14 protein-coding genes and 1 pseudogene are annotated in these 17,078 nt (G+C 68.7%); 8 read left to right on the forward strand and 7 right to left on the reverse strand.

Translation table 11 applies throughout. The features are described from left to right. Positions 1–261: 261 nt before the first annotated feature. The 4 genes from A5700_RS27390 (at position 262) to A5700_RS07230 (ending at position 6,034) form a co-directional block, all read left to right on the forward strand. Positions 262–636, forward strand: coding sequence for a DUF3060 domain-containing protein (locus A5700_RS27390; RefSeq protein ID WP_082960532.1), 375 nt, complete (start codon positions 262–264; stop codon positions 634–636). Between the two features lie 54 nt (positions 637–690). Further along, positions 691–1,872: an FAD-binding oxidoreductase gene (locus A5700_RS07220; RefSeq protein ID WP_068070904.1), complete on the forward strand. Its 1,182-nt coding sequence runs from the start codon at positions 691–693 to the stop codon at positions 1,870–1,872. Between the two features lie 2 nt (positions 1,873–1,874). Continuing rightward, positions 1,875–2,765: an aldose 1-epimerase gene (locus A5700_RS07225; RefSeq protein WP_068070902.1), complete on the forward strand. Its 891-nt coding sequence runs from the start codon at positions 1,875–1,877 to the stop codon at positions 2,763–2,765. Between the two features lie 98 nt (positions 2,766–2,863). Further along, entirely contained in the window at positions 2,864–6,034 is a 3,171-nt protein-coding gene (locus tag A5700_RS07230) for an adenylate/guanylate cyclase domain-containing protein (RefSeq protein WP_068070901.1), read from the forward strand. A 12-nt stretch (positions 6,035–6,046) separates the two neighbouring features. On the opposite strand, the gene A5700_RS07235 is transcribed toward A5700_RS07230, so the two are convergent. From A5700_RS07235 to A5700_RS07265, 7 genes are all read right to left on the reverse strand, one after another. Next, on the reverse strand, positions 6,047–6,862 hold the full coding sequence (locus A5700_RS07235; RefSeq protein WP_068070899.1) for a DUF5995 family protein: 816 nt from the start codon (positions 6,860–6,862) through the stop codon (positions 6,047–6,049). Further along, complete coding sequence (locus A5700_RS07240; protein ID WP_068070897.1) at positions 6,859–8,031, reverse strand: oxygenase MpaB family protein; 1,173 nt, start codon at positions 8,029–8,031, stop codon at positions 6,859–6,861. Before A5700_RS07240 ends, A5700_RS07235 begins: the two co-directional genes overlap by 4 nt. 90 nt (positions 8,032–8,121) lie before the next feature. Then, positions 8,122–8,511 carry a heat shock protein transcriptional repressor HspR gene (locus A5700_RS07245; RefSeq protein WP_068070895.1) on the reverse strand — a complete coding sequence of 130 codons (390 nt, stop codon included), beginning with the start codon at positions 8,509–8,511 and terminating at the stop codon, positions 8,122–8,124. Continuing rightward, complete coding sequence (gene dnaJ / locus A5700_RS07250; protein WP_068070894.1) at positions 8,511–9,689, reverse strand: molecular chaperone DnaJ; 1,179 nt, start codon at positions 9,687–9,689, stop codon at positions 8,511–8,513. The genes A5700_RS07245 and dnaJ overlap by 1 nt, the downstream gene beginning before the upstream one ends. 60 nt (positions 9,690–9,749) lie before the next feature. Beyond that, positions 9,750–10,388, reverse strand: coding sequence for a nucleotide exchange factor GrpE (gene grpE / locus A5700_RS07255; RefSeq protein ID WP_068070893.1), 639 nt, complete (start codon positions 10,386–10,388; stop codon positions 9,750–9,752). Next, positions 10,385–12,250, reverse strand: coding sequence for a molecular chaperone DnaK (gene dnaK / locus A5700_RS07260; protein WP_068070891.1), 1,866 nt, complete (start codon positions 12,248–12,250; stop codon positions 10,385–10,387). The genes grpE and dnaK overlap by 4 nt, the downstream gene beginning before the upstream one ends. 130 nt (positions 12,251–12,380) lie before the next feature. Beyond that, positions 12,381–13,343: a LysR family transcriptional regulator gene (locus tag A5700_RS07265; protein ID WP_068070889.1), complete on the reverse strand. Its 963-nt coding sequence runs from the start codon at positions 13,341–13,343 to the stop codon at positions 12,381–12,383. A gap of 172 nt (positions 13,344–13,515) precedes the next feature. On the opposite strand from A5700_RS07265, the gene A5700_RS07270 reads away from it, so the two are divergent. From A5700_RS07270 to A5700_RS26890, 4 genes and pseudogenes are all read left to right on the forward strand, one after another. After that, complete coding sequence (locus A5700_RS07270) at positions 13,516–14,988, forward strand: aldehyde dehydrogenase (protein WP_068071041.1); 1,473 nt, start codon at positions 13,516–13,518, stop codon at positions 14,986–14,988. A 17-nt stretch (positions 14,989–15,005) separates the two neighbouring features. Beyond that, the gene (locus A5700_RS07275) at positions 15,006–15,962 is read left to right on the forward strand and encodes an amidohydrolase family protein (RefSeq protein WP_068070887.1); all 957 of its coding nucleotides are present in this window, start codon (positions 15,006–15,008) and stop codon (positions 15,960–15,962) included. Between the two features lie 105 nt (positions 15,963–16,067). Then, entirely contained in the window at positions 16,068–16,814 is a 747-nt protein-coding gene (locus A5700_RS07280; protein WP_068070885.1) for an SDR family oxidoreductase, read from the forward strand. A 179-nt stretch (positions 16,815–16,993) separates the two neighbouring features. Then, positions 16,994–17,078: pseudogene (locus A5700_RS26890) on the forward strand (hypothetical protein); the annotation flags it as partial.

Consider the following 17,078-nt stretch of genomic DNA (forward strand, 5'->3'; position numbering starts at 1 on the left):
GTCTACCTTCCCGTCGCGCACGGCTGGACGGTCACCCGCCGGCGGTGGAGCGGCCCGAATATCGAGACGACGGTGAACTACCAGCTCGACGGGCGCCCGGGCACGCTGGTGGTCAGCGGCCGCGAGTACGTCGACGGGGTGATCCTCGCCGACGACCGCGACCCGGCGCGGGCGTGCTGCGTGGCGTCCTTCGCGTACGACCTGCGGCGCGACGCCGCGGGCGACTGGGTCGGCAGGCTACGGCCCCGCCTGCGCGCCGGCATGGCCTGCTGGCTGGCCATCGTGCTGGCCTGGCTGGCGCTGGCCGGGGTGGCGGCGACGGGCGCACGCACCGAGTTCGGCGGCAGCAGTCCCGCGGCGGCGGTCCCGCAGGCCGGCACGCTGCAGGTCAGCGGGACGGGAACCGTCAAGACGATCCCGTGCCACGGCGGCTATCTGTCGGTGAGCGGCCGACTCAACACCATCACCGTCACCGGCCACTGCACCAGCGTCAGCGTCTCCGGTGACGGCAACCGCGTCGCGGTGGATAGCGCCGACGCGGTGAGCGCCGCCGGGACCGACAACGCCGTCACCTATCACTGGGGCGCGCCGAAGATCGTCGATGCCGGCACCACGAACATCGTCCGGCAAGGCTGATTCGGCGGTTTCGCCCCGGCTGATGTGCGGGCGCTCCGCCTACAATCGGGGCCCGTGAGCCTTGAGGACCGGGATGCGTTGCGGGTGCTGCGCGATGCCTTCGGCCCGGACGACTCCGGGTCGGCGAGCGAGTCCGGCGAGCTGGTCCACCGGTTCTACACCCAGTGGTTCGCCCTGGACACCGCGGTGCGGGACCTGTTTCCCCCCGAAATGAGCGGGCAACGGCTGGCGTTCGGCAAGGCGCTGCACTGGGTGTACGGCGAGCTCGTGGCCCAACGCGCGGCCGAGCCGGTGGCCTTCCTCGCCCAGCTGGGCCGCGACCACCGCAAGTACGGGGTGCAGCCGGCGCATTACGAGACGCTGGGACGCGCGCTGCTGGCCGCCCTGCGCGAGCACGTCGGCGACGCCTGGACCGGTCCCGTCGACGACGCCGCGCGGCAATCGCTGAACCTCATCACCGGGGTGATGAGCGGCGCCGCCGCCGCCGACGAGGGGCCGGCCTGGTGGGACGGCACGGTGATCCAGCATATGCGGGTCTCGCGTGACCTGGCGGTGGTGCGGCTGCAGCTCGACCACCCGATGGACTACTACCCCGGCCAGTACGTCAATGTCCACGTGCCGCAGTGCCCCCGGCGCTGGCGCTATTTGAGCCCCGCCATCCCGGCCGACCCGGGCGGCGGCATCGAGTTCCACGTCCGCCTGGTGCCCGGCGGGCTGGTCAGCACCGCCATCGTCAACGAAACCCGGCCCGGCGACCGGTGGCGGATGTCCAGCCCGCACGGCGGTCTGCGGGTGGACCGCGACGGCGGGGACGTCCTGATGGTCGCCGGCAGCACGGGCCTGGCGCCGCTGCGGGCCCTGATCATGGATCTGAGCCGGTTCGCGGTGAATCCCCGGGTGCACCTGTTCTTCGGCGCTCGGTACGGCTGCGAACTTTACGACCTGCCCACCCTGTGGCAGGTCGCCTCGCACAACCCGTGGCTGTCGGTGTCACCGGTGTCGGAGTACGGCCGCGACCCGTCCTGGGCGGCCGACTACCCGGACGTCACGCCCCCGCGGGGCCTGCACGTGCGCCAGACGGGCCGGCTGCCCGCGGTGGTGACCAAGTACGGCGGCTGGGGCGACCGGCAAATCCTGATCTGCGGCGGCCCCTCGATGGTCCGCGCCACCAAGGCCGCGTTGATCGCCAAAGGCGCACCCCCCGAACGCATTCAGCACGATCCGCTATGGAGGTAGCCATGCACGTCGTCACACTGCGCGATCCCGCATCCTCGGTGACCGCGCAGTTCGTCCCCGAAGCCGGCATGATCGGTACCTCGCTGAGCGACGGCGGCGTCGAGCTGCTCGGGCAACGCCGCGGGCTGGACGCCTACCTCACCGACGGCAAGACGATGGGCATTCCGATCCTGTACCCGTGGGCAAACCGGCTGAGCGACAACACCTATAGCGCCCAGGACGAGACCGTGACCTTGACGCCGGGCCGCAACCGGGTCCGCGCCGACCCGAACGGGCTGCCGATTCACGGCATCCTGGCCGCCTACCCACGATGGCGGGTGACGGCTCAGTCGGACAACGAGCTGACCGCCGAGGTGGATTTCGCCGCGGATCCCGAGTTGCTGGCCAGCTTTCCGTATCCGCATCTGCTCTCGGTCGCGGTGCGGCTGGCCGAGCGGACGCTCACGGTCACCGCCACCGTCACGGCGAGCGCCGACAAGGCCGTTCCGCTGTGCTTCGGTTTCCACCCCTACCTCCACCTGCCCGACTCCGGTCGCAGCGACTGGGTGATCGAGACGCCGCCGCTGCGACACCTGGAGCTCGACGGGCGGGGGTTGCCCACGGGCCGAACGGAATTGCAGCCGGCACGGTCGGAGCGGTTGGGCGATAAGGCTTTCGACGACGCGTTCGACCAGGTCCCCGACGGCGCGGTGTTCGCGGTCAGCGACGCGTGCCGCCGCGTCGAAGTGCTGTTCCAGCAGGGTTACTCGGCCACCCAGATCTTCGCGCCACCCGCGGAGGACCTGGTGTGCTTCGAACCGATGACCGCACCCACCGACGCCCTGCGCCGCGGCGGCTACCGGTGCGCGCAGCCGGGTGAACCGGCGGTCACGCGGTTCGCGATCCGCGTCTAAACGGACGACGACGGGCGGCCAGGTCGGTCGCTCGACGAGTGCTGAAAAAAACACCGGGCGACGGTACTCTTAGCCCATCCTGGGCAGGAGGATGCACCGTGAGCCCTGGTGACGACCGGACAACGATCGAGGAGTTGCTGGATCGCGCAGTGCGGGCCAGCAACGACGGTGACCGCGTCACCGCAACCACGCTGGCCGGCCAGGTTCTTTCGGTCGACCAGGGCAATCCGGAAGCCGAGGATCTGCTCGCCGCGCCTGTTCGCCACGGCGAACTTCGCCGCCTGACTTTGATGTTTGCCGACCTCGTCGATTCCACGGCGCTGTCCACCCGGTTGGAGCCCGAGCGCTATCACGCCCTGGTCGGCCGTTACCGCGGCGAGGTGCGCCGGGTCATCGACGAATTCGGGGGACACATCACCTCGATCAAAGGCGACGGCTTGTTCGCGGTGTTCGGCCATCCCACTCCGCATGAGGACGACGTACGGCGCGCTGTGGCGGCGGGTTTGGACATCACCCGCGCCGTGGCCCGGCTCAGCGCCCGGGCCGAACGTAACTTTGGTGTCCCGGTCGATGTGCGGGTGGGGATTCACCGCGGCCTGGTCTATCTCGATACCGGGCAGGATGACGTCTATGGCTTCGCCGCCAACCTGGCCGCCCGCCTCTGCGGGGCGGCCGAACCCGGCACGGTGGTCGTGTCGGATGCCGTCGCCGCGTTGATCGGGCAGGTGTTCGAACTCGGAGCCCGCCCGGCAGCCCCGCTCAAGGGCGTCGACGGCCTGACCACCCATCACCGGGTGCTCGGCGAGCGCGCCGACGCGGCCCCCGCGACCCTGCCGCCGCTGATCGGACGTGACCGGGAGCGCAGCTACCTGCGCCGAAGCTGGCAGCAGGCGCGCGAGGGGGTGCTCACCACCGCGGGCGTGGCGTTTCGCGGTGAGCCGGGGATCGGCAAGACCCGACTCGTCGCCGCCGCGGCCGAACTTGCCCGCGACTCCGGTGCACCCGTGGTCGGATTGTTCGGCTCCCCGCTGCATACCGACACCGGCCTGCATCCGGTTCGCCGGCTCGTGGAACGGCGCTGCGGTATCAACCGCCTCACCGAGGGTCGTGAGCGCCTGCGGCTACTACAGGACGAATTAGCTTGCAGCGACCTAGATCCCGACACCGCGACCCCCTTGCTAGCGCCGGTCATCGGCGTCGGGCCCGAGCACGGCTACCATCCGGCCGCGGTAGAGGGCCGGACGCTCTACGAACTGATCGGTGCGACGGTTCGGCACTACGTCCTGGCATGCCTGGGCGACCAGCCCGGGATGGTGATCGCCGAGGATGTGCACTGGTTCGACCCGTCGACGCGGGAACTGCTCAGCTCGTTGTTGGCCGGCGCCGACGGCCGGCTGCTGCTGGTCCTGACCGGTCGCGACGAGAACTGGGTGCAAAGTAGTTGGCCGGTCGAGCTTTTCGAGCTTTCACCGCTGACCGACGAACAGTCGCACGCGCTGATCACCGCCCTCGCCCCGTCGATCGGTGCCGATCAGCGGGCCGAGGTGCTCGAGCGCTGTGATGGCGTGCCGTTCTACATCGAGCATGTGGTGAGCCAGCTCGACGGCGCGCCGGGGGTTCCCGAGGCGCTGTACGAGCCGCTGTTCGCCCGGTTGCACCACGCTCGCCCCGAAGTGGTGCCCGTGGTGGAGGCGGCCGCCGTCATCGGGCGCGCGGGGGATCTCCCGCTGCTTCGGGCCGTGGTGGGCCACGACGTCGACGACGTGGTGGTCGAACTCGTGCGCGCCCGAGTGCTCGAACGGCGCGGAGCCAACGGTTGGCGGTTTCGACACGAGCTGTTTCGGGAGGTGGCCATCGAAGTCGCCCCTCCGTCGCTGGGCCGGGAACTGCACGCGCGCGCAGCGCGCGCGCTGATCGACGCGGCGCCCGAGATCGAGCCTGATTGGCGCGTGGTGGCGGGTCATTTCGAGCAGGCGGGTCAGTTCGAGGAAGCTGTCGCCGCGCATCACCGAGCGTCGCTCGACGCCCGACGCCGCGGAGCCGTCCACGAAGCGCTGGCCTGTCTGACCGACGCTCTCGCTCAGCTCGCCAACTGCGCCGCGCGGCCAGAGCGCGACCGCCAGGAAATCGCCATCCGCATGGAGCGCGGTTTCCTCACCGGCGCAACTCAAGGCAGCATGAGCGGTGATGGCCCCGCGGACTATCAACGCTGCCTCGAGCTGGCGAGTAACGGGAACTACGCCGACGAATTACTCACTGTCCTGACCGGTTTGATCGGTTACTTCGTGCCGCGGGCCGAATTGCGCCGCGCGCACGACCTGCTCGACTCGCTGTCGAACCGGATCGCTACGACGCGGCCCTGGAGCCTGCCGGCGATCGCATCGGTGCTGGGGTCGGTCCTCTGGCTTGAAGGCGATTTCACCGCCTCCCGGGAACACCTGATGCGGGCACTGGCCGACGGTTCCGCCGCCGATCCCACCGTGTTGGACACCGCGTGGTGGGTCCACGTCGACCCGATCTCGTTGGCGCACACGTACATGGCGCTCACCTACACCGTGGGTGGTGACCTCGACCGCGCACACACGGAGTTGACCGATTCGTTCCGGCGCTGCGATCGGCTGAACTTTCCGCGCAACGTCTACAACCGGGCGAACACCTATTACATGGAGATCTGGGTGCGATTGGAATCCGACCAGATCGACACGGCCGCAACGCTGGCCACTGAGTTGCAACAGCTCAGCGAGCGGTCCGGGCTCGATGTGTGGCAGCTGGTCGGCAGAACGGAACAGGCCACCGTCAAGGCGCTGGCGGCGTTGAAGGCCGGGGCTGACGCCGCCACGCTGACGGCCCGTGCCGAGAAGCTGGCGCGGTGGGTGGACGGCTCCCGGCGCATGCACCTGAACATGTTCCTCACGTTCCACGATGCGATCATCGGCCGGCTTCTGCTCGCTGCGGGCCAGCCGGACCGGGCCAAAGCCCGCGTGGAGTGGGCGCTGCAACATGCCGAACAGACGGGAATGCACTTTTACGACGGCGAGCTGATGCGGGTGTGGGCCCAGACGCTCGCCGACCCCCACCGCCATCGCGACGCGCTCCACGCGGCGCACGAGCTCACTCGGCGTCAGGGCGCGGCTCTCTTCGAATTGCGCTGCGCGCTAGACTGTTTCGTCGTTGATGGCGACAAAGCACCGGTAGTCGACGTGGTCGGCCGTTTTCCCGGCGATACCCGATGGCCCGAATTCACTCGGGCGACCCAGATTTTGTCGTGACGAGACGATCGGTCAGCGGTAGCCCTTCTTCGGCCTGTGTGGCGTGTTCGACACTTCTTCCAAGGCCGCAAGGTTGCCGGCCACGTCCCGGCTCTCGTGTTTGGCGACGGCGCGAACCAGTGCGGGGAACGGGCTGAACCGGCCTGGCGGCTGCAGGTACCAGGAGCCCAGCGCCGCCGTCCAGGCCTCCTGGTGCACCGTCCGCTGCGCGACGTTGGAGGAATTCGTCGCCAGATAGAAGGCGAAATCCCAAGCTCCCTGGCGCAACTTGATGAGCGACCGCTCGAGAAAACCGATTTCACCCGGTATCAGCAGGCGGGTCCAGCGAAGTTCCGGGGAGAGCCGATCGAGGACCCTCAGGACGTCGGGCAGCTGCTTGCACAGGATGGTATTCACGCGGTTGTAGTCGTCGGCCAAACTGTCCATCGCATGCCCGGCGATCGCCCAGACCGCCAAACCCAGGTCGAACGTGATGTGCGCGTTCAGCCCTGCCATCATGTGTTGCAAGATGATCGCCTGACCGTCGTGGTCGCCGAGGAAGGCGACCTTCCAGGGCAGGGTCGCCTGGTCGCCGGGGTCGCAGTACGCGTTCAACGCGTCGAAATAGCGTGTCGCAAAGGCGATATCGAGCGCTTCCATGCGCGGGCCGTCGTCGAAGACGCCGTCTTTGACCGCGTCGCGAATCGCCAACGTGGTCCGTTTGTAGAGAACGGCGAAGTAGCCGATGTGGCTTTGCGATGCAGCTGCCCAGTCGACGATGTCATCGATGGTGCGCAACACGTCACCGAAGGTCGTGGGTGTGTTGAGGTGCTTCAGCGGGGATGTCACGCCGACAACTCCCAGCTGCGTGCAAGGTGATCGGGAATGTCGAAAGCCGCACGCTGCCCGCCCCGTTGCAGCCGGAACAGACCGTGAAACACGTCGCGCCCGAAGGGCCGGACCAGCTCCGACATCCGTCGGTAGCGGGGGGAATCGCGTTCCGTTTGGCCAAAAATGTGCACGAAAATCCATTGGGAGACGCGTTGCAGCTGCCCCAGGTCGTCGGTGAGATCCGACGCCGGCACCTTCAGCATGTCGGCGATCTCGTCACCCACCAGATGACGAATCAACGGCGGCACCGTCTCGTCGAACTTGTGGAAGGGCGTCATCTCGTCGAGGAGATCCATGAGCGCAGCGGTCATCTGCTGCCCTTCGGGGGATGCCATGAAGTGCCTGCGCCGGATCGCGGCGACGAGCGCGGTGGCGTCGTCGATGCCCCGAACCAGCATCGCGTCCTCGAGGCCCAGCAGGTGACCGATGACGTTCCAAAGGTGCAGGTACGCCTCGGCGTCCTTCGTGGAGACCCGCACGCCCAACCGGCGCAGTGGCCCGACGGGTACGTAGGAGAACGACAGCATGGTCCCGGCGAGGTCCTCTTGGTTGATCGGCACCCCCCAGGCGGGATGCCAGAAGCCGGGATTATGGAGGTCACGGGTATGGATCAGCTGGCGGACGGCCGCGTGCATCAGGCGCACGTGCTGGATGGTGCGAAAACCCTTGCCGCGCGGTTCAAAGCTGCCGACAGCGAGCACGTTCATCAGGAACTGCCCGGTCTCCATCACTCGTCGTCGGGCGTTGGTGTCGAGCTGAGCGGTCACGCATAGCACCTTCACCCCTTTGGCCGCCGCGTACGCCGACGGCAACGAAGCACAGAACAGGCAGACGGCAATCTGCAGTCCCCAGGTTTCGTAGAGCTGCTGCCCCCGCCTGATCTTGGCCGGGTCGGCCCAGTCCGGCAGCGTCATGTCCTCGCTGAGGTAGTCCTGCAACGGTCGGGGCAAACTCGCCGGAACGAGTTGATCGTTATCGACCAGGGTGCGCAGCACGTCGTTGACGACGCTGACATTGCCCGCCTTGAAAACGGCCTTCATGACGTTGTCGGCAGACGGATCGCCATGCTCACGCATGCGATCGAGCTGCGCGTCCGTCCATCGGGAGACGTTGTCCGCACCCGCCATGCAGGCAGCTTGTCAGACGAGCGGCGCCTTTTGCGAGGGCTCACGCGCAGTTAACGTAGCGCCGCCCCGCAATAGAGTAGTGCGCTCGCGTCAGCCGCGACCCCGCCGTGGTTGCCACACCACCAACGCGGTGCTCTTGGGCACCACGGCGACGTCCCGGCGCTGACCGGCCCGCACCTGCGCGAGCTCCTCGGTGAGCTCCTGAATCCGCGATTGCAGCGCCTCGACCTGATTGGTCAGCTCGATGATGCGCTTGATGCCGGCCAGGTTGACGCCCTCGTCCTGGGACAGCCGCTGCACTTCACGCAGCAGGTCGACGTCGTGTTCGGAATACCGGCGTCCCCCACCGGAGGTGCGGCTCGGGCTGACCAGCCCGAGCCGGTCGTAGGTGCGCAGCGTCTGGGCGTGCATGCCGGCCAGTTCGGCGGCCACCGAGATCAGAAACGTCCTGGCGCCCTGCCCCTTGGAGTTCTTGGCCATCAGCGGTTACCCGCCCATCCGGCCCGCGGGTCGAAGCCACTGGCCCGCTCGGCGGCGGCATACGCCTCCAGCGCCTCCTGGGCCGCACCCTCCACGTTCGGCGGGACGGCCACCTTCACGGTGACCAGCAGGTCGCCGTTGCCGCCGTTGCGCTTGGGCACGCCGCGTCCGCGCACCCGCAGGATGCGGCCGTCGGCCGTGCCCTTGGGGACCCGTACGCCCACCTTGCCGTCCAGCGTCGGCACCGAAATCGTTGAGCCCAGGGCCAATTCGGTGAAACTGACGGGCACGGTGACGGTCAGGTCGTCGCCGTCACGGCCGAACACCTTGTCCGGACGGACGTGCACCGTCACGTACAGGTCCCCCGACGGGGCGCCGCGCAGCCCGGCTTCGCCCTGACCGGGCAGCCGGATGCGCTGGCCGTCCTCGACGCCGGGCGGGATCCGCACGTTGATGGTGCGGGTCCGGGTTGTCACACCCGTTCCCTTGCACTCGTCGCACGGGTGCTCGATGATCGAGCCGCTGCCCCGGCAGTCGGTGCACGGCTCGGAGAAGCCGAACGCGCCCTGGTTGCGGTTGATGACGCCGGAGCCGTTGCAGGTCGGGCACACCTTCGGGCTGGTGCCCGGCCGAGCGCCGCTGCCATGGCAGTTGGTGCACGGCGCGGGGCTGGTCAGCCGCAACGGCATCGCCACGCCCTTGGCGGCCTCGACGAAGTCAAGCTGCGTCTCGGTCTCCAGGTCGTTGCCGCGCCGCGGCCGGCTCGGTCGGGCGCCCGCGCCGCGACCAAACAGGCCGCCGAACAGGTCGCCGATGTTGGTGCCGCCGCTTCGGCCGGCGGCGTCGAACAAGTCGTTGAGATTGAACTCGGCGCCGTCACCGCCGACCCCGAACCCGCCGTAACCGCCGGCGTCGAACCGGCGGCCGCCGAGCCCACCGCCTGCGAACAGGCGGCGGGTCTCGTCGTACTCCTTGCGCTTGGCGGGATCCGACAACACGTTGTGTGCCTCCGAGACCGCCTTGAAGCGTTCGCCGGCGGCCGGATTGTCGGGGTTGGCGTCCGGGTGGAGATCGCGCGCCAGCTTGCGGTAGGCGCGTTTGATCTCTTCGGGACTGGCGTCAGAGGAGACGCCCAGCTCCTTGTAGAAGTCCTTTTCGACCCATTCACGCTGGGCCATGTCGCGTCACCCCCTCACCACTTTCTTTTTCTGTGTCTTCCGATGTGCTGATTGTGTGGTCTAGTCACCGGCTGCGCCGGCGTTATCGCCTGATTCGGCCGGTGCGGATTCCGCCGAATCGTCGTCGGCCACTGCGTCGACGACACCGACTAGAGCGTGGCGCAGGACCTGGTCGCCCAGTTTGTAGCCCTGCCGCATCACCGTGCCGATCACGGGGCGAGAGCCGTCGCCCTCGTGCTGCACGGCCTCGTGCAGCACCGGGTCGAAGTCCTCGCCTTCCGCACCGAACGCGGTGAGGCCCAGGCCCGACAGCGCGCTGTCGAGCTTGTCGGCCACCGACTTCAGCGGCCCGGTCTCCAGATCGCCGTGCTTGCGGGCCCGTTCAAGATCGTCGAGCACGCCCAGAAGCGGGTTGACGACGGCCGCCTTGGCGCGGTCCGCCGCGGCCTGCTGGTCACGCAGCGCCCGCTTGCGGTAGTTGGCGAAGTCTGCCTGGACCCGTTGCAGGTCCGCGGTCAGCTCGGCGATCTTGGCGTCCGACTCCCCGGCCGTGGCGGCCGGGGCCGCCCCTCCCGGCTCCCCTTTGCTTTCGGAGCCGGGAGGGGCGTGTCGGACTTCACCGGTTTCCGGGTCGATCCGCCGTTTGTCGGTGACCGTCACGTGCTCGGTCGGATTGCCCTCCGGATTGCCCTGCGTCACTTGGCCTCCCGTTCATCGTCGACCACCTCCGCGTCCACGACGTCGTCGGCCGAGCCCGCCGCGCCACCGGGCTCCCCGGCGCCGCCGGCCTGGCCTCCCGCGGCCTGCGTGGCCTCGTAGATGGCCTGACCGAGCGCCTGGGACTCCTGGCCCAGCTTCTCCATCGCCGACTTGATCGCGGAAATGTCGGTGCCGCCCAACGCGGTCTTGGCCTCGGCCACCGCGGCGTCCACCTTGTTCAGGGTGTCCTCGGGAACCTTGGACCCGCCCTCGGCGCCGCGCTGTTCGCTCACGAACTTCTCGGTCTGGTAGACCAGCGTCTCGGCCTGGTTGCGGATGTCGGCCTCTTCGCGGCGCTTGCGGTCCTCCTCGGCGTGCGCCTCGGCGTCCTTGATCATCCGGTCGATCTCCTCCTTGGACAGGCCGGAGCCCTCCTGGATCTTGATCGTGTTCTCCTTGCCGGTGCCTTTGTCCTTGGCCGTGACGTGCACGATGCCGTTGGCGTCGATGTCGAAGGTGACCTCGATCTGGGGCACGCCGCGCGGCGCCGGCGGGATGCCGGTCAGCTCGAAGGAGCCGAGCAGCTTGTTGTGCGAGGCGATTTCGCGCTCACCCTGGAACACCTGGATCTGCACCGACGGCTGGTTGTCGTCGGCCGTGGTGAAGGTCTCCGACCGCTTGGTCGGGATGGTGGTGTTGCGCTCGATGAGCTTGGTCATCACGCCGCCCTTGGTCTCGATACCCAGGCTCAGCGGCGTAACGTCCAGCAGCAGAACGTCTTTCACCTCACCCTTGAGCACCCCCGCCTGCAGCGCGGCACCCACGGCCACCACCTCGTCGGGGTTGACGCCCTTGTTGGGCTCCTTGCCGCCGGTGAGCTCCTTGACCAGGTCGGTCACAGCGGGCATGCGGGTGGAACCGCCGACCAGCACGACGTGGTCGATCTCGGACACCGAGATGCCGGCGTCCTTGATCACCGACTGGAACGGCTGACGGGTGCGGTCCAGCAGATCCTGAGTGATCTTCTGGAACTCGGCGCGGGTCAGCTGCTCGTCGAGGAACAGCGGGTTCTTGTCCGCGTCGACGGTGATGTAGGGCAGGTTGATCGAGGTGCTCTGCGAGCTGGACAGCTCGATCTTAGCCTTCTCGGCGGCCTCACGCAGCCGCTGCATCGCCATCTTGTCCTTGGTCAGGTCGATGCCGCTGGTGCCCTTGAACTTCTCGACCAGCCAGTCGACGACGCGCTGGTCCCAGTCGTCGCCACCGAGGTGGTTGTCACCGCTGGTGGCACGAACCTCAACCACGCCCTCGCCGATCTCGAGCAGGGACACGTCGAAGGTGCCGCCACCCAGGTCGAAGACCAGGATGGTCTGTTCCTTCTCACCCTTGTCCAAGCCGTAGGCCAGCGCCGCGGCGGTCGGCTCGTTGACGATGCGCAGCACGTTGAGGCCGGCGATCTGGCCGGCTTCCTTGGTGGCCTGGCGCTGGGCGTCGTTGAAGTAGGCGGGCACGGTGATGACCGCGTCGGCGATGTCCTCGCCGAGGTAGGCCTCCGCGTCACGCTTCAGCTTCTGCAGGACGCGCGCGCTGATCTCCTGCGCGGTGTAGTTCTTGCCGTCGATCTCCACGGACCAGTCGGTGCCCATGTGCCGCTTCACCGAGCGGATGGTGCGGTCGACGTTGGTCACCGCCTGGTTCTTGGCGGGCTGGCCGACCAGCACCTCACCGTTGCGCGCGAACGCGACGATGGACGGGGTCGTCCGCGAGCCCTCGGAGTTGGCGACGACGACGGGGTCGCCACCCTCCAGGACCGCGACGACGGAGTTGGTGGTCCCGAGGTCGATACCGACCGCACGAGCCATAGTGATTCCTCCTGATGATGTAGAGCGTCTGTGGTGCCACTATGCTGAGTGAACCCCGCTCAAGCCTGCCTCTCGGGCGATGGGCTGTCAACCCAATCTTGAGTCCTGTTCACTCAACTTGTCGATGATGTTAACGGGCTCGGGCGCCGTCTTGTTCCCGGGGGCCACCACAGTCAGGGCCACTCGAGGGCCCGCGCTCGGGAATCGCGCCCTCCAACAGCGCGAGCAGGGCTTTCGTGGCCGCGCTGGGCGGGCGGGCGGCGGCGGTGGCCAGGTAGAGCCGCCACAACAGCTCCGCGTCGCTGATCGGGATCCGGACCAGGTTGGTGCCGTCGAGGTCATCGAGGTCGTCGAGGAAAAATTCGCTGAGGAACCCGATGCCCAGGCCATTGCGCACGTGCGCGGCGATCGTGCCGACGTCGGCGACCTCGAGCGAGATGGCGCGGTCGATCCCGGCCGCGCGAAAGGCGTTGTCGACGACGGTTCGGTTGCCGTAACCGCGGGGGGAGTCGACGAAGGCGAGGCCCGCCAGTTCGGCCAGCGCCACCGCGTCGCGGTGGGCGAGCGGGTGCCCGGCGGGGACCACCAGCACCAGTTGCGCCTCGATGACCAGGCGGGCCCGCAGATCGGCCGGCGTCTCGCCGGTGAACACCAACAGCGCGAGGTCCAGCTCGCCGTCGCGCAACTGCTGTTCGAGGCCGGCGGTGCCGGCGGTCGCCGACCGCAGCTGCACGGAGATCCCCGGGTGCTGCGCGTGCAGCTTCGCCAGGATCGCGGGGATGTCGATCGCATTGATCGACGTCAGGGTTCCCATGGTCACCGTGCCGCCGATCCCGCGGGGGGCGGTCACGGCCCGTCGCGCATCGCGGGCCGCCTCGGTGATCTCGCGGGCCCGGGGGCGCAGCTCCTCCCCCGCGGCGGTCAACGCCACTCCGCCCGGGTGCCGGACGAACAACGCCACGCCCAGGTCGCGTTCGAGCGCCTTGATGGTCGCCGAGACCCCCGACTGCACGACGTGGAGCCGGGCTGCGGCGCGGGTGAAGCTTCCGGTGTCGGCGACGGCGAGGAAGTATTCGAGGTGGCGAAGCTCCACTCAGCCATTATCACCGTTCGTGCTGGGCCCATCACGAGTTGTCGTTGGCCGCCGGCGTCGAGGCGCACGTAGGTTCGATGCCGGTGAAATGCCCGCAGCGCAGCCCGCTTTGAGCAGCCGCTGCCGACGCGACGATCATGCCGGATGGTGCCCCGTGAATCAGCAAGCGCCCGTGACCGAGTTGACCGAGGTGCGGTGGTCGTCTGCCGCCCCCGACGACCGTTTCGCGGTGGAGAACCCCGCCACTGGCGAGGTGGTCGCGGTCGTCCAAGGGTCCGGGCCCGAGGAGGTGGACCGGGCCGTGCGCACGGCCCACGCGGCGCACCTGACCTGGAAGCAGCGTCCGGCCCGCGAGCGCGGTCGCTATCTCCGTCGGGTAGCCGAGGTGCTGCGCGAGCATGCGGACGAGATCGCGGCGCTCGAGTCGCGCGAGATGGGCAAGCCGGTCAGCCAGGCGCGCAACTTCGACGTCGAGGCCGCGATCGGCATCTTCGAGTACTTCGGCGGGGTGGTTGAGGCGTTGCCCAGCCAGGCGCGCGATTACGGTCCCGTGTTTGACCTGACGACGTTGGAGCCCTTCGGGGTGATCGCCGGGATCGTCCCGTTCAACTGGCCACCCATCCACACCGCGGGCAAAATCGCCCCGGCGTTGGCGGTGGGCAACGCCGTCGTGCTCAAACCCCCGGAGCAGACGCCCTCGGTGGTGCTGCGCATGGTCGACCTCATCGCGTCGGCGCTGCCCGACGACGTGGTGCACGTGGTGCCGGGCGCCGGGTCGGTGGGCGCCGCGCTGGCCGGACATCGGTTGGTGGGCAAGGTGTCGTTCACCGGTTCGCCGGTGACGGGTTCGGCGGTGCTGCACAGCGTGGCCGACAACCTGACGCCGACGCTGATGGAGTTGGGCGGGAAGAATCCGTTGGTGGTGTTCGATGACGCCAGCCTGCCGGAAGCCCTGCTGGCCGCCGTTGACGGCGGCTTTTTCAACCAGGGCGAAGCCTGCACCGCGGCGTCGCGAATCCTGGTGCACGACAGGGTCTTCGACGAGTTCACCGACAAACTGTGCGCCGCGGTGCGCCGGCTGCGCGTGGGCGACGGCGCCGATCCCGCCACCGACGTCGGGCCACTGGTGACACCGGCGCAGCAGCAGCGCGTGTTGTCCTATCTGGACATCGGCGTCAAGGAGGGCGCGCGCATCGCGGCCCAGGCGCCGATGCCCAGCGACCCCCGGCTGGCGAGCGGCTGCTTCGTGCCGCCGACGGTGCTCACCGGGGTGACGCCGACCATGCGGGTGGCCACCGAGGAGATCTTCGGGCCGGTGGTGTCGCTGATCCGCTTCACCGATGACGACGAGGCGGTGCGGATCGCCAACGGCACCCCCTACGGTTTGGTCGCGGCGGTGTTCAGTCAGGACATCGAGCGGGCGCTGCGGGTCAGCCGCCAGATCCGCGCCGGGGCGGTGCTGGTCAACAACTATGTCCGGATTTCCATCGGGACGGGGTTCGGCGGCGTCGGGCACAGCGGCGTCGGCCGGGAACACGCGCAGGAGACGCTCGCGGAATACGGGTACACCAAGACGATTCGGCTGGCCACGCGCCGCGAGGAGCTGCCGTATTGGCCCGCGGCCGCCCGCGTGCTGCAGGACTGACGAGAAAAGGACAGCCGATGCGGACCATCGCCCTCGAAGAGCACTACGCCACGGAGAGCTTCCTGAACGGGCCGGGCGCGTGGCTGTCGTCGCGCGCGGGAATCGTCGAGCCGATCGCCGACCTGGGCGACGGGCGGATCGCGGCGATGGACGACGGCGGCATTGATATGGCCGTCTTGTCGCTCGCCGCGCCCGGCGTCGAGCAGCTCGACGCGACCGAGGCCGTCGGCCTGGCCTGCGCCTGCAACGACGAGCTCGCCGCGGCGATCGGCCGCCACCCCGACCGGCTGGCCGGCTTCGCCGCGTTGCCCGTCAGCGCGCCGGACGAGGCGGCCGCGGAGTTGCGGCGCGCGGTGCGCGAGCTCGGCTTCCTCGGCGCGATGATCAACGGGCACAGCCAGGGTCGTTACCTCGACGACCCGTTCTTCGACCCCATCTTCGCTCAGGTCGCCGAGCTGAACGTCCCCATCTACCTGCACCCGACGGTGCCGCCGGCGGGCGTCATCGAGTCCAGTTATGCCGGCTTCGCGCCGGAGGTCAGTTTCGCGTTGGCGACGGTGGGCTGGGGCTGGCACATCAACACCGCCACCCACGCGCTGCGGATCATCCTGGGCGGCGTGTTCGACCGCTACCCCTCGCTGCAGATCGTGATCGGTCACATGGGCGAGGCGACGTCGTTCATGTTGCCGCGGTTCGACGCCACCCTCAAACCTGAACTGACCGGGCTGCGCAAGCCCGTGAGCTCGTATCTCCGCGAAAACTTCCACTACACCTTCGCCAACTTCAACGACGCCGCGACGTTCGCGAACCTGGTGGCCCAGGTCGGGATCGGCCGGGTGTGTTTCTCGGCGGACTATCCGTTCGGGTCGATGGGGGCCTCGCGGGAGTTCCTCGACGGATTGCCGCTGAGCCGCGACGACCGCGCGCGTATCAGCCACCGCAACGCCGAACAACTCCTCGGCCTTCGCTGCTGAAATACGTTGCCCCGCAGGGTTTTCGGGCAGTAGCACGCGCGCCGAGGCGCCGCACTGGGTATCTTCTCTTCCACCGAAGACATCACCGACGTTGGGGGGGAATCCATGGGGCAACTCGACGGCAAGACAGCCTTGGTCACCGGGGCGACATCGGGCATCGGGCTGGCGACGGCGCGGGCCATAGCGGCGGAAGGCGCGCATGTCTTCGTCACCGGCCGCAGCCAACAGGGCGTCGACGAGGCGGCCGATTCCATCGGCGACGCGGCCACCGGGGTGCGCAGCGACATCACCGACCAGGGTGACCTCGACGCGCTGTTCGAGGCGATTCAGACCCGCGGCGCCGGTCTCGACGTGCTGTTCGCCAACGCCGGCGGCGGTGAGTTCGCGGCCCTCGGGGCGATCACCCGCGAGCACCTGGCGGAAACGTTCGACCGCAACGTCGGGGGCACCGTTTTCACGGTGCAGACCATGCTGCCGCTGCTCAATTCCGGGGCCTCGATCGTGTTGGCCGGATCGACCGCCGCCTACAACGGCACGCCGAGCTTCAGCGCCTACGCCGCGTCCAAAGCCGCAATCCGGTCCCTCGGCCGCACCTGGGCCGCGAAATTGGTGGATCGCGGCATCCGGGTGAACACGCTGGTGCCCGGGCCCGTCGCGACACCCGGGTTGGCCGAGCTCGCGCCGCCCGAGCAGCGGCAGGCCTTGCTGGACGCCCAGGCGGCCAGCGTGCCGATGAAGCGGATCGGCCGTCCCGAGGAGATCGCGGCCGCCGTCGTCTTCCTCGCATCCGACGCCAGCAGCTTCATGACCGGCACCGAGCTCTTCGTCGACGGCGGCGCCGAGCAGCTCTAGCCGCCACGGCGGCGGCGATCACGGCGCGGTAAAGCTTCGCCATCGGCGCCGTATCGATCGGCCCACGCCTGCAGCGCCTTTCGCGACTTCCTGCGTAACCTGAGTCCGCTATTGGAACGTCTCGGGAGCGGCGCGTGCGGGAATCGGAGAAAATGTTGCGGGGCCTGGCTGGCGGTTCGCTGCTACTCGCCGCCCTGCTGACGTTCACCCTGCGGGTCGGACGCCCGGTCGGGCCCATGCTGGCGCAGACGGCCACCAGCGTCG

It is taken from the genome of Mycobacterium sp. E1214, assembly GCF_001666755.1.
Classification (GTDB): Bacteria; Actinomycetota; Actinomycetes; order Mycobacteriales; family Mycobacteriaceae; genus Mycobacterium.